The organism is Microbacterium paraoxydans, from assembly GCF_020524545.1.
Lineage (GTDB): Bacteria > Actinomycetota > Actinomycetes > Actinomycetales > Microbacteriaceae > Microbacterium > Microbacterium paraoxydans_C.
Genome location: NZ_JAIVLG010000009.1, coordinates 20,323 through 33,247, shown reverse-complemented (window position 1 = coordinate 33,247; position 12,925 = coordinate 20,323). Strand labels below are relative to the sequence as shown.

Below are 12,925 nucleotides of genomic sequence, written 5' to 3'. Positions count from 1 at the left end.
CGTCCGCGCACGCCGAAGGAGATCTCTCATCCCGACGGAGCGTTCGTCGTTCTCGCTCCTTCAGAACGCGAGATCTCCTTCATGGACGACCAACCATGGACGACCAACCCAACGACTCGAGGTCAGGAGCCCCCTTCGTCCCCGCCCGCTTTCTCCTCCGGCGCCGTCTCCTCCGGCTTCCGGCGTGCGCGGAGTCGATCCTCCCGCCGGTTCTCGCCGACGGTCAGGGAGGCATCCCCCGAGGCGGTGTGAGCGGGGTTGCCCGGCCCCCGGGGCTGGATGCGCCCCGGCTCGAGCGTGCGGGTGACGTCTTCGGCCGAAACGACGGGGATCTGACCGGTGGCGGTCTCATACCACTCCGTCAGGGCAGGATCGTCGGTGTCGATCCCTGCTCCCGCGCCTTCGTCGGCGGCCACTTCGGTCGCGCCGAACACGAAGTCGTCGCCGTGCTCCGCGATCCCACGGCGAACACCCTGCGCGATCGCCGCACGCGCATATCGGTGGCGCAGCATGTACGGGTCGGTGCGCAGCTCCTTCGCCCACGCGATCATGATGCCGATCACGATGATCGCGAACGGCAGCGCGGAGACCACCATGATCGACTGCAACCCGGACAGCGCCGTCTGACCACCCGCGAGGAGAAGCGCGAGTGCTGCCGCCCCGAGAAGGAGTCCCCAGGTGATCGTGACCCAGGTGGACGGCTCCGGCTTGCCGCGCTGGCTCATCGACCCCATCACGATCGCCGCGGAGTCCGCGGAGGTCACGAAGAACAGGATGATCGAGATCATTGCGAGCACGGAGAGCACGACGCCGAACGGCAGTTCTCCGAGCACGGCGAAGAGGATCGCTTCCGGCGAGCCCGCCTCCGCGATCCCGCGCCCCTCGGATTCGAACAGCATCGTGGTCCCACCCAGGATCCCGAACCAGACGACGCAGACGATCGACGGCACGACGATGACGACGGTGACGAACTCCCGGAGCGTCCGCCCGCGAGAGATCTTCGCGATGAACATCCCCACGAAGGGCGTCCAGGAGATCCACCAGGCCCAGTAGTAGTTCGTCCAGCTCGACATGAACGCGGCGGCGTCCTCGCTCTGAGCGGGGTTCCGCGTGAGCATGATCCACAGCTCCCCGAAGAACGCCGACACGCTGGCGGGGATCATGTTCAACAGGAACAGGGTCGGACCGGCGATGAAGATGAACAGCCCGATCACGGCGGCGATCACCATGTTGATGTTCGACAGCGCCCGGATACCGCGCTTGATGCCGGAGACGGCGGAGACCACGAACGCGGCGGTGAGGATCGTGATGATGACGATGAGGCCCGTGTTGCCGAGCGGCCCGATGCCGGTGACGACTTCCACACCGCTGGCGATCTGCAGCGCGCCCATACCGAGCGTGACCCCGGTGCCGAAGAGCGTGACGATGATCGCGAAGACGTCGATCACCGCGCCGATCCACCCGTCGGTGCGCTCTCCGAAGATCGGACGGAAGATCGCCGAGATCAGGGGGGCGCGTCCCCGTCGATACGCCGCATAGGCAATCGCCCCACCGACAAGCGCGTAGAACGCCCACGCCATCGGACCCCAGTGGAGGATCGACTGCGCGAGGGCGTCGAGCATCGCGTCACGGCTGCCCTCGGCGGCGTTGAAGCCCGGCGGCGGATCGGTGAAGTAGGTCAACGGTTCAGCCGGCCCCCAGAACAGCAGGCCGATCCCCATGCCTGCGGAGAAGAGCATCGCGATCCACGACACGGTCGAGAACTCCGGCGACTCGTCGTCCGCCCCCAGCCGGACACCGCCGGTGCGTCCGTAGCCGACCACGAACATGAAGGCGATCGTCACCACGGCCAGCAGGGAGAACAGCCATCCGAAGTTCTCCGTCACCCATCCCAGCGATGCAGCGCCCGCTGCGCTGATGCTCTCCGGGGCGAGGAAGCCCCAGATCACGACCGCCAGCACGAGCACACCCGCGACGCCGAACACGATCCAGTTCGTGTTGAACACGCGGGGAGTGTCTTCCACCCCGATCCCGGGGATCAGCGCGGGGTGGGTCACTTCCTTCAGGATCTTCTTCGGCGAAGGCTTCCCTGGCATCGAGGTCTTGCTCTCGGCGTCTCGTTCTCGGTCGATCATCGTGATCTCCTTACGCGGCCGGTTCTTCGGGTCGAACTGGTCTTCCCACGAGGGCTGAGGTACTGGACCTCACGATAGGCGAGGGTTCCACGCGGACCCGCGCAGGAACACACGACTCGACGGCAACCCGGCGCTCCGCGACGAGATTCTCCGACGTTTCGCCCGCTAGACGAGTTCGCTCACCAGCTGTTCGATGCGCGCGCGGATGTCGTCGCGGATGGGGCGCACGGCGTCGATCCCCTGGCCGGCGGGATCGTCGAGCTTCCAGTCCTCGTAGCGCTTGCCGGGGAAGAACGGGCAGGCGTCGCCGCATCCCATGGTGATGACGACGTCGGATGCCTGCACCGCTTCGGTCGTGAGCACCTTGGGCTGTTCGGCGGTGATGTCGATACCGAGCTCGCTCATCGCCTCGACGGCGATCGGGTTGATCTGGTCGGCGGGCAGGGACCCGGCAGAGCGGACGTCGACACGATCGCCGGCGATGTCGCGGAGGAATCCGGCGGCCATCTGGGAGCGTCCGGCGTTGTGCACGCAGACGAAGAGGACGGAGGGCTTGGCGGTCGCATCAGTCATGGTTGCTCCTGAGGAGGGTGCGGTCAGTGGAGGAGGTCTTCGACGAGTGCGCGCACGCGTTCGGCGATGTCGTCGCGGATGGCTTCGACGCCTTCGCGCGAGGCGAGGGCGGGGTCTCCGACCACCCAGTCGTCGTAGCGCACGCCGGGGATGATGGGGCAGACGTCGCCGCACCCCATGGTGATGACGACGTCGGCCGCGCGGACGGCGTCGTCGGTGAGCGGCTTCGGGAAGCGCTCGGCGGCCCGGTCGCCTTCGATCTCGGCGAGGAGCGAGCGGACGTGCGGGTGGATGACGTCGGCGGGAGCGGAACCGGCGGAGCGCGCGACCACTCTCCCTGCTGCGAGCTCGTTGACGAGCGCGGCGGCGAGCTGCGAGCGGCCGGCGTTGGCGACGCAGACGAAGAGCACCTGGGGCACGGACGCGTGGCGGTCGCGGGTGAGGTCTGCGAGCCGCTGCCGGGCGAAGCGTTCGGTGAGAGGAACGAGAGCCGAGGTGACGCGTGCGGTCCGCGCGAGCGCGGTGTAGGACTCGCGGACGATCGTGCGCACGACGTCGGGATCGAGCTCAGGAACCTCTGCGGAGAGCTCGTCCGCGAGGTGGGTCACCCGCGTATCGAAGTCGGGCCGTCGATGCTCCTCCTCCGCGACGCTCCAGGGCGCGACCGTGGCCGGTGCGAAGGAGTCCAGCAGCGCGGTCACGGCGCCGCGCCGGTTCGGATTGATGCGGTACCAGACCCAGGTTCCCCGTCGTTCGGAGGTGAGGACATCGACGTCTTTGAGCACCTTCAGGTGGTGGGACACCGTGGGCTGGGAGACGTCGGCGAGGTCGGCGAGGTCGCACACGCAGGATTCCCCGCGGGGGTCGGAGGCGATGGCCGACAGCATGCGCAGGCGGAGCGGGTCCGACAGCGCCTTCAGGGTGGCCGCCACGGAGGAGGCTGCCTCCAGCCCGATGGCATGGGTGGCGACGGGACTGCAGGTGTCGTCTGCGGTCGTTAGCGTGACGTTCATGACTGCATCCTTTCGGCGGTGTACGGGTCGGTGTGGAACCAGCGGCGGGCCGCCCAGAGGGAGACGTACACGAGCCCGACGAGAACCGGGACCTCGATCAACGGCCCGACGACGCCGGCGAGCGCCTGCCCGGACGCCGCTCCGAACGTGCCGATGGCGACGGCGATGGCGAGCTCGAAGTTGTTGCCGGCCGCCGTGAAAGCCAAGGTCGACGAGCGTGCGTAGCCGAGTCCGAGTGCTTTCCCTGTGAAGAGGCCGATGAACCACATGACCGCGAAGTAGGCCAGCAGCGGGAGCGCGATCCGGGCGACGTCCTCCGGGTGGCTCGTGACCTGCTCGCCCTGCAGCGCGAACAGCAGCACGATCGTGAAGAGCAGTCCGTAAAGGGCCCAGGGGCCGATCGTCGGCAGGAAGCGGTCTTCGTACCAGTCGCGCCCCTTCGTGCGCTCGCCGATGAGGCGAGAGGCGAAGCCGGCGACGAGCGGGACGCCGAGGAAGATCAGGACGTTCAGCGCGATCTGCCAGACCGAGATGTCCAGTCCCTGCGCGTCGAGGCCGAGCCAGGCGGGGAGAACCGTCAGGTAGAACCACCCGAGCAGTGAGAACGCGACGACCTGGAAGACCGAGTTGATGGCGACCAGGACCGCTGCGGCTTCGCGGTCACCGCAGGCGAGGTCGTTCCAGATCACGACCATCGCGATGCACCGCGCGAGCCCGACGAGGATGAGTCCCGTGCGGTACTCGGGCAGGTCGGGGAGGAGCGCCCAGGCGAGGACGAACATCAGCGCAGGACCGACGAGCCAGTTGAGCGCCAGCGACGAGATGAGCAGCTTCTTGTCTCCGGTGACGGCGGCGATCCTGTCGTAGCGGACCTTCGCGAGGACCGGATACATCATCACCAGCAGGCCGAGGGCGATGGGAACCGAGATCCCACCGACCTCGAGACCGGCCAGGAGATCGGAGACTCCGGGGAGGAAGCGGCCGACGAGGATGCCGCCGGCCATGGCCAGGCCGATCCACAGCGGCAGCCACCGGTCCAGCGCCGACAGACGCCGAGTGGTCGACGCGGTGGTGGGCGCACTGACCCGTTCAACCCTGTGAATCGACATGCGTCTATATTGACGGTTTTCGATACTGGAGGCAACCGTCGCCCAATAATCAGTCCACCAGCAGCGCGGGTTCCTCCAGAACCGAAGCCACATCGGCGATGAAGCGGCTCATGCCGTCACCGTCGATCACACGGTGGTCGAAGGACCCTGCGACCGTGGTCACCCAGCGCGGACGCACCTCGCCGTCGACGACCCACGGCTTCTGACTGATGGTGCCCATCGCCACGATGCCGGCCTCGCCGGGGTTGATGATCGGGGTTCCCGCATCCATCCCGAACACGCCGATGTTCGTGATGGTGATCGTGCCGCCCTGCTGATCGGCCGGCGGGGTCTTGCCCTCGCGCGCGGTCAGCGTCAGACGGTTCAGCGCTCGTGCCAGGTCCTTCATCCCGAGGTCCTGCGCGTCCTTGATGTTCGGCACGAGCAGGCCGCGCGGGGTGGCGGCGGCGATCCCGAGGTTCACGTAGTGGCGCACGGCGATCTCGGCACCGGCTTCCGTCTCGATCCAGGCCGCGTTGACCATGGGCGTGCGGCGGGCGGCCCAGATCACGGCGCGAGCCATGATGAGCAGCGGCGACACCCGGATGTCGGCGTAGTCGGGCGAGGCCTTGAGGCGCTTGACGACTTCCATCGTGCGGCTGGCGTCGATCTCCTTCCACACGGTCACGTGCGGGGCCGAGTACGCGCTCTGCACCATCGCCGAGGAGGTGGCCTTGCGCACACCCTTGACAGGGATCGACTCGGTGCGGTCGTCTCCCGCGGCGGACGGCTGGGTCGGGGCCAGACCACGCGCGAGCCCTGCCGGCGCAGCCTGCGGCGCGGGCACGGTCTCCTCACGCACGGCCCCCCATTCCGGGGTCTCGATGTTGCGGAAGACGCTGGCCTGCGACGCGTGCTTCATGACGTCGTCCCGGGTGACCTCACCGTCGACGCCGGTGGGGGTCACGGTCGTGAGGTCGACGCCGAGGTCGCGCGCGAGTTTGCGGATCGGCGGCTTCGCGATCACGCCGACCGAAGAGCGTACGGGGCGCTCAGCCGGACGCTTGCGCCGCGAGGTGGCACCGCCGCCGTTGCCGTAGCCGACGAGCACCGACCCGCCACCCTCCTCGACGGCGGGGGCCGGAGTCGCGGGGGGAGCGGGGGCCGCGGCATCGCTCACGAACGTGATGATGGGCGTGCCGACCTCGACGGTCGCTCCCTCCTCGACGAGGAGTTCGCCCACCACGCCGGCGTGCGGCGAGGGCAGCTCGACGAGCGACTTCGCCGTCTCGATCTCGCAGATCACGTCGTTGATCGCGACCGTGTCGCCCGGTGCGACCTTCCACGCCACGATCTCGGCCTCGGTGAGGCCTTCGCCGACGTCAGGGAGGTTGAAGTTCTGCGTGCTCATGATTGATCCTCTCGTGGACCGCGTGCACAACTCCGCAGATTCGACGCCGAACGCGTCATCCGGACGGGTTTCGAGCCCCGTCCGAGCGTTTCTTGAGGAGTTGCACACATGGAAAGACGGTCAGTAGGCCAGGGAGCGGTCGACGGCTTCCAGGACGCGGTCGGCATCCGGGAGGTAGGTGCCTTCGAGCTTCGCGGGCGGGAACGGGGTGTCGTAGCCGGAGACGCGCAGCACCGGAGCTTCGAGCGCGTAGAACGCGCGCTCCATCACGGTCGCCGCGATCTCGCCGCCGATGCTGCCGAACCCCTGCGCCTCCTGCGCGTAGACCATACGTCCGGTCTTGCGCACCGAGTCGAGGATGGGCTCGTAGTCGACCGGCGAGAGCGAGCGCACGTCGACCACCTCGCAGCTCGTCCCCTCGGCGTCGGCGAGCGCCGCAGCCTGCAGCAGCGTGGTGACCATGGCCCCGTGTCCGACGAGGGTCACGTCGCTGCCGGTGCGCACGACGCGCGAGGAGTGCAGCGGCACGGCGGACGCGTCGAGCTCGACCTCGCCCTTCTGCCAGTAGCGGCTCTTCGGCTCCATGAAGATCACGGGGTCGTTGGACGCGATCGCCTCCTGGATCATCCAGTACGCGTCATTGGGCGTCGACGGGGAAACCACGCGCAGGCCGGGGGTGTGCGCGAAGTACGCCTCCGGGCTCTCCTGGTGGTGCTCGACCGCGCCGATGTGCCCGCCGTAGGGGATGCGGATCACGATGGGCATGCTGATCGCGCCCTCGTGCCGGTTGGTGAGCTTCGCCAGCTGCGTGGTGATCTGGTCGAACGCGGGGAAGACGAAACCGTCGAACTGGATCTCGATGACCGGACGGAAACCCGCCATCGCCATGCCGATCGCGGTGCCGACGATCCCCGATTCGGCGAGCGGGGTGTCGAGCACCCGACGGTCGCCGAAGTCGCGCTGCAGGTGCTCCGTCACGCGGAAGACGCCGCCGAGCTTGCCGATGTCCTCGCCCATGAGCACGACCTTCGGGTCGTTCTCCATGGCCTTTCGCATCCCCGCGTTCAGCGCCTTGCTGAGCGGCATCGTCTCCAGAGTCACTGGGCTCCCCCTTCGAACGACGCTTCGTACTGCGCGCGCCAGGCCTTCTGCTGGTCGATCAGCGGATGCGGCTCGCTGTACACGTGGTCGAACATCTTGTCGGCGCTGGGCGGCCCGAGCTCCACGGTGCGGGCACGCAGATCCTCCGCAGCATCCGCTGCCTCGGCCTCCACGTCGGAGAACAGCTGCGCCGATGCTCCGCGGCCTTCGAGGAACGCGCGCATCCGGACGATCGGGTCGCGACCCGCCCAGTACTGCTCCTCGTCACTGCCGCGATACTTCGTCGGATCGTCACTCGTCGTGTGCGCGCCGAGCCGGTAGGTGACGGCTTCGATCGCCTGCGGCCCCTTGCCGCTGCGGGCCTCGTCGAGAGCGGTGCGGGAGACCGCGTAGCTGGCGAGAACATCGTTGCCGTCCACGCGGACGCTCGGGATGCCGTAGCCCGCGCTGCGCTGCACGAGCGGCACGCGCGACTGCGTGGAGACCGGCACCGAGATCGCCCAGTGGTTGTTCTGGAGGAAGAACACGGTCGGCGCCTGGTAGCTCGCGGCGAAGACCATCGCCTCATGCACGTCGCCCTGACTGGAGGCGCCGTCGCCGTAGTAGACGATGACCGCTTCGTCACGATCGAGATCACCGGTGCCGGTGCGTCCGTCGAAGGCGAGGCCCATGCCGTAGCCGGCCGCGTGCAGCGCCTGGGAGCCGAGCACGAGCGTGTAGAGCCGGGTGTTGCCGTTCTTGGGATCCGTCGGGTCCCACCCACCGTGCGAGACGCCGCGCATCAGCTTGATGATGTCGACTGGGTCGACGCCCCGGATGCGGGTGACCACGTGCTCCCGGTACGAGGGGAAGATGGTGTCCTGCGCGCGGGCGGCGCGACCGGAGCCGACCTGCGCCGCCTCCTGGCCCCGGCTCGGCGGCCACAGCGCCAGCTGCCCCTGCCGCTGCAGGTTCGTCGCCTGGGTGTCGATCGCGCGGATGACGACCATGTCCCGGTAGAACTGCTCGAGCTCGGCATCACCGATCGCCTCGATCAGAGGAAGGTATCGCTCAGCGGCGGGGGTCGGCGCGTACCGTCCGGTCTCGTCCAGAACGCTCACAAGGGGTGTCTCGGAGGTGGTCACGCTCTCACGCTACCCGCGCCCGCATGCCCGGTCACGCATACCTAGGACACCCTTGCAACTGCCCGGAAACCGGAGAAACACGGGCGATGACGCCCGCGGGAGGCATTCAGCGGACGGAAGCCGCAACCTCCAGCACGCGAGCGATGGAGGCTTCCTCGCCGACCGAGATGCGGATGCCGTCGCCGGAGAACGGACGGACGATGAGGTCGCCGGCGACGAAGGCCGCGGCGACCTCGTCGGTGCTCTCCCCCGTGGGCAGCCACACGAAGTTCGACTGGGAGTCCGGGACGTCCCAGCCCTGCGCGCGGAGACCTTGCACCAGGCGATCACGTCGCTCGACGATCACGGCGACGCGTTCGAGGAGCTCCGCCTCGGCGTCGAGGCTCGCGATCGCGGCGTTCTCCGCGGCCGAGGTGACGGACAGCGGGATTCCCGTGGTGCGTGCGGCGTCGAGCACCTTCTCGTGCCCGATCGCGTAGCCGACGCGGAGCCCGGCGAGGCCGTACGCCTTGGAGAACGTCCGCAGCACCACGACGTTCGGGTGCGCGTCGAACACCCGCTCGGCGAGACCGTCGACCGCATCGGGTGCCGTGACGAACTCGGCGTACGCCTCGTCGAGGATGATCAGGACGTCGTTCGGGACGCGCTCGACGAAAGCGGCGAATTCCGCCGAGGTGATGATGGGCCCGGTCGGATTGTTGGGCGTGCACAGGATGATCGCGCCCGTGCGGTCGGTGACGGCGTCGGCCATGGCACCGAGGTCGTGCCGGGAGTCCGCGGTGAGCGGCACCTGCACCCCGGTCGCGCCCGCCACGAGCGGCAGGCTCGGATACGCCTCGAAGGACCGCCAGGCGTAGATGACCTCATCGCCCTCCGACGCGGTCGCCAGGATCAGCTGATGCAGGATCGAGACGCTGCCGGAGGCGACGTGGACCTGATCGGGCTCGACGCCGTAGCGAGCACCGAGTCGTTCGCGCAGACGGGTCGCGGTGGCATCCGGGTAGCGGTTGACCGGCGTCGTCCGCTCCAGTGCCTCCAACACAGCGGGCAGCGGATCGAAGGGGTTCTCGTTGCTGGAGAGCTTGAACGCGTCTGGCCCCGCTTGCTTGCCCTGACGGTACGGCGCGAGGGCGGCGATGGCAGGACGAATGCGGGGCAGGATCGGCTCGGTCACGACGTCGAGTCTACGAGGGCTGCGGCCAGGGCAGGAGTGTCGATACTCCCCTGTTCTCGCCGGGTGCGCGGTGGTACCATTTTGGTATGGCTATGACGGTGCGACTCCCGGAAGAACTCGATGCACAGCTCGGCGAGCTGGCATCGCGACGACACACGTCCAAGCACGCCCTCCTGATCGAGGCGGCGGATCGCTTCCTCCGCGAAGAGGTGACCACCGAGCAGGCGGTGACCATCGCCCGCGGCATCGCCGACCGGTACGCCGACCTTCTCAAGAAGCTCGAAGACGCGTGACCCGGTACGTCGAGCTTCCACACGCCGTCGCGGTCGCCGAGGAACTGGGCCTCCACATCCGAGACATCGGCCTGCTCTCCTCCGCACTGGCACGCCCCTCCAGTTCGATGTTCGGTGTCGAGGCCTACCCGGACCTCGACGTGAAGGCTGCCGCTCTCCTGTCGTCACTGAGCCAGAACCACCCGTTGTTCGATGGCAACAAGCGCTTCTCCTGGGTCATCACTCTCACCTTCCTCGAGATGAACAGCGTCCTCATCGACATGGACACGGAGGTCGCCTTCGATCTCATCCTCCGTGCCGCGCAGAACCTCGCCGATCTCGATGAGATCGCCGCACTGTTCCGGTCGAATCGGCGCTGAGCATCCGCACGGTCAGCGCCCCCACGGGCTGACACCCGCGGACGCCCGTGGGACACTGGTCGGACTATGCGCTTCATCATCCGTGTCGTCGTCAACGCCTTCGCCCTCTGGGTGGTCACACTGATCCCCGCCCTGCAGGTGACCATCACGGCCTTCCCTCCCGGTGAGACCCTGCAGCTCGTGCTCACCCTGCTCGCGGTGGCCGCGATCTTCGCGCTCGTGAACACGATCATCGGCACGGTGGTGAAGATCGTGGCGTTCCCCCTCTACATCCTCACACTCGGCCTGATCGGCTTCGTCATCAACGGCTTCCTGTTGTGGTTGACGGCGTGGATCACGAGCGGCTTCGGATGGGGCCTCGCGGTCGGGGACTTCTGGTGGGGCGTGCTCGCCGCGCTCATCATCTCGGTGATCAACGGCATCTTCGGCTTCATCCTGCGCCCGCAGAACAAGAACTCGCGCCGCGACTGAGATCCCCATCACCGGGGCGTTCTCTCGGCACGATACTCGGTGCGTTCGACCTCCGCCGCGGTGGCGAGCTCGGCCCAGTAGGCGTCGAGCGCCTCGGCCCGTGGATCATCGGACGCATCCACCATCTCAGCCGTCTCGATGTACGTCTCGAGCGCGTGGGCACGCAGCGCGAGATCCTGAAGCCCGGCCCGGGGATCACCGACGCGCGTCGCCGTGAAACTGTCCGCCGACCCGGTGCCTGCCGCAGACCCTCCCGCGGCGAGGTTCGAGACCAGGTCATCGGAATGCCGAAGCTGGATGAGCGTCTGATCGTCCCCCAGCAGAGGCTGCTGCGGACTCCCCGCGGTCACCTGCATGCCGACGTCGTACGGACTCTCCGTCGCCAGGTGCGCGGCGATCATGCCCCCTTGCGAGTAGGCGACGACGTCGACGCGGTCGCCCGGCTCCGCCCCCGCCGCCGCCAGCGCGTCGAGGGTCGCCTGATACGACGCCGACCTGTGGCCCTGATAGAGCTCGACGTTCGACTTCATGTCCCACGGCTCCTCCTCTCCGCCCGCCCAGGGCACACCGTTCCTCGTGCCCGAGATGTACGTCACGTAGCGAGTCGCGCCGTCGGACATCGTGTACTTCTCCACCGCCACCTGCGCGGTCGCGGACGGCATCCGACGGAGCGCGCCGGCGAGGTCCTGCGGCGCGGCCGGGGTCGAGGCCTTGACCGCAGTCACCCGCACCGGATCCGCCTGTCCCTTCAGCGGTGCCCCCGTGCCCACCGCACCGAGTCCTGTGGTGACGCCGATGAACGCGCCCGCGAAGAACAGGGGCGACAGCAGGCCTCCCGCATCGAACTGGCGGCCCACTCCCTGGAACCGCCGATCCTCCCAGTCCTCCACCAGCCACGCGGCCATCACCCCGACCCGCTCGTCGCCGCTCACCAGCTGCGCGAGACGCGCCTCCGCGACGGCCGCAGCCGCGGCATCGGTCAGAGCGAGCGCCTCGACCTCGGCCCGCAGCTCGACCACCTCGAAAGCATCGGCCATCAGCTCGGTCCCCACGCACGCGTCATCGAGCTCAGCCCTCAGTGCGCCGAGGCGCTCGACGCTCACTCCCAGGGCGTTCACGTCGACCTCCGGGCAGGCGGCCGGCGCGGACAGGATCGCCTCCTGTGCGCGCAGGACCGCAGCGCGGGTTTCTTCGTAGCGCTCGGCCACCCCGCGCAGGCGGGACCCGAGGTCGCGCAACTGTCCGGTGTCGACGGCGATCGCGCCGCCATGCCCGATCTCGAGCCCGCTCACCCGTGCCCTCCGAGTTCCCACTCCCGGACCGTCAGCCGCCCGAGCTCAGCGCCCGTCTCATCGCGAAGCCGCCCCAGCAGGTCGTGCAGCGCACGGAACCCTTCTGACTGCCAGTCCGCGTCGTCGACGAGTTCCACGAGCGCCGCACCGGCCTCCTCCAGTGTCGAGACGGCCGACCCGATCGCTTGATGGGCGACGAGCCGAGCCCAGAGTTCGGCAGAGGTGGAGACACGACCAGGGGCGAGCGAGTACATGGCTTCAGCCTGCGCGATCGGCCAACGGCTCCGAGCGCGAATCCCGCAGCCAGTGGAGAGACGGGAGCTCCCCCACGCTGTGCAGGATGGCCGGAGGCGGGCAGAATGTACCTGTGACAGCCCCCGTTCCCTTCCGCGTGATCTTCGTGTGCACGGGGAACATCTGCCGCTCCCCCATGGCCGAGGTGGTCTTCCGCGACCTCGCCGAGAAGCAGGGACTCGGCTCGCGCATCGTCTCCCGCAGTGCGGGAACCGGAGACTGGCACCTCGGCGAGCGCGCCGACGAACGCACGATCGACTCGCTCTCCCGCCGCGGATACGACGGCTCGCTGCACCGCGCACGGCAGTTCACGTTCGCCTCCTTCGGCGAGAACGACCTCGTCGTCGCACTCGACCGCACGCACGAGCGCATCCTGCGGGAGTGGGCGCGCGACGAAGACGAGGAGGGCAAGGTCACCCTGCTGATGGCCTTCGACCCGAACGCGTCGACGCACGATGTCCCCGACCCCTACTACGCGGGCGCGGAGATGTTCGATTCGGTGCTCGGTATGATTGAGACGGCGACCCGGGGTCTGTTCCGCCAACTCGAGCCCGCCCTGCGCCAGCCCCGCACGCCCCGCATCTGAGGGGCCCGATC

The 12,925-nt window shown here is 68.4% G+C and carries 14 protein-coding genes; 4 read left to right on the top strand and 10 right to left on the bottom strand.

The window, feature by feature from the left end:
* Positions 1-122 precede the first annotated feature (122 nt).
* The 8 genes from LC041_RS15810 to LC041_RS15775 all read right to left on the bottom strand — a co-directional run bounded on the left by LC041_RS15810 (position 123) and on the right by LC041_RS15775 (position 9,619).
* Complete coding sequence (locus LC041_RS15810) at positions 123-2,135, bottom strand: BCCT family transporter (RefSeq protein WP_226534053.1); 2,013 nt, start codon at positions 2,133-2,135, stop codon at positions 123-125.
* A gap of 165 nt (positions 2,136-2,300) precedes the next feature.
* Complete coding sequence (locus tag LC041_RS15805) at positions 2,301-2,708, bottom strand: arsenate reductase ArsC (RefSeq protein ID WP_226534052.1); 408 nt, start codon at positions 2,706-2,708, stop codon at positions 2,301-2,303.
* A 23-nt stretch (positions 2,709-2,731) separates the two neighbouring features.
* Positions 2,732-3,721 (bottom strand): metalloregulator ArsR/SmtB family transcription factor, encoded by a 990-nt coding sequence (locus tag LC041_RS15800; RefSeq protein ID WP_226534051.1) that lies wholly within the window; start codon positions 3,719-3,721, stop codon positions 2,732-2,734.
* A complete protein-coding gene (gene arsB / locus LC041_RS15795; RefSeq protein WP_226534050.1) occupies positions 3,718-4,830 on the bottom strand; it encodes an ACR3 family arsenite efflux transporter in 1,113 nt (370 codons plus the stop codon). Before arsB ends, LC041_RS15800 begins: the two co-directional genes overlap by 4 nt.
* A gap of 49 nt (positions 4,831-4,879) precedes the next feature.
* The gene (locus tag LC041_RS15790) at positions 4,880-6,220 is read right to left on the bottom strand and encodes a dihydrolipoamide acetyltransferase family protein (RefSeq protein WP_226534049.1); all 1,341 of its coding nucleotides are present in this window, start codon (positions 6,218-6,220) and stop codon (positions 4,880-4,882) included.
* Between the two features lie 120 nt (positions 6,221-6,340).
* Positions 6,341-7,306 (bottom strand): alpha-ketoacid dehydrogenase subunit beta, encoded by a 966-nt coding sequence (locus tag LC041_RS15785; RefSeq protein WP_226534144.1) that lies wholly within the window; start codon positions 7,304-7,306, stop codon positions 6,341-6,343.
* 11 nt (positions 7,307-7,317) lie between these two features.
* On the bottom strand, positions 7,318-8,445 hold the full coding sequence (locus tag LC041_RS15780) for a thiamine pyrophosphate-dependent dehydrogenase E1 component subunit alpha (protein WP_226534048.1): 1,128 nt from the start codon (positions 8,443-8,445) through the stop codon (positions 7,318-7,320).
* A 106-nt stretch (positions 8,446-8,551) separates the two neighbouring features.
* A complete protein-coding gene (locus LC041_RS15775) occupies positions 8,552-9,619 on the bottom strand; it encodes a histidinol-phosphate transaminase (RefSeq protein ID WP_226534047.1) in 1,068 nt (355 codons plus the stop codon).
* Between the two features lie 86 nt (positions 9,620-9,705).
* On the opposite strand from LC041_RS15775, the gene LC041_RS15770 reads away from it, so the two are divergent.
* The 3 genes from LC041_RS15770 (at position 9,706) to LC041_RS15760 (ending at position 10,742) form a co-directional block, all read left to right on the top strand.
* Positions 9,706-9,912, top strand: coding sequence for a ribbon-helix-helix protein, CopG family (locus LC041_RS15770; protein WP_226534046.1), 207 nt, complete (start codon positions 9,706-9,708; stop codon positions 9,910-9,912).
* A complete protein-coding gene (locus LC041_RS15765; RefSeq protein ID WP_226534045.1) occupies positions 9,909-10,271 on the top strand; it encodes a type II toxin-antitoxin system death-on-curing family toxin in 363 nt (120 codons plus the stop codon). Before LC041_RS15770 ends, LC041_RS15765 begins: the two co-directional genes overlap by 4 nt.
* Before the next feature lie 66 nt (positions 10,272-10,337).
* The gene (locus LC041_RS15760) at positions 10,338-10,742 is read left to right on the top strand and encodes a phage holin family protein (protein ID WP_226534044.1); all 405 of its coding nucleotides are present in this window, start codon (positions 10,338-10,340) and stop codon (positions 10,740-10,742) included.
* Between the two features lie 8 nt (positions 10,743-10,750).
* Here the strand turns inward: LC041_RS15760 and LC041_RS15755 are convergent, their stop codons facing one another.
* Positions 10,751-12,034 carry a hypothetical protein gene (locus tag LC041_RS15755; RefSeq protein ID WP_226534043.1) on the bottom strand — a complete coding sequence of 428 codons (1,284 nt, stop codon included), beginning with the start codon at positions 12,032-12,034 and terminating at the stop codon, positions 10,751-10,753.
* Positions 12,031-12,288, bottom strand: coding sequence for a hypothetical protein (locus LC041_RS15750; RefSeq protein WP_226534042.1), 258 nt, complete (start codon positions 12,286-12,288; stop codon positions 12,031-12,033). Before LC041_RS15750 ends, LC041_RS15755 begins: the two co-directional genes overlap by 4 nt.
* An 86-nt stretch (positions 12,289-12,374) precedes the next feature.
* On the opposite strand from LC041_RS15750, the gene LC041_RS15745 reads away from it, so the two are divergent.
* Entirely contained in the window at positions 12,375-12,914 is a 540-nt protein-coding gene (locus LC041_RS15745) for a low molecular weight protein-tyrosine-phosphatase (protein ID WP_226534041.1), read from the top strand.
* The last annotated feature ends 11 nt before the right edge of the window (positions 12,915-12,925 follow it).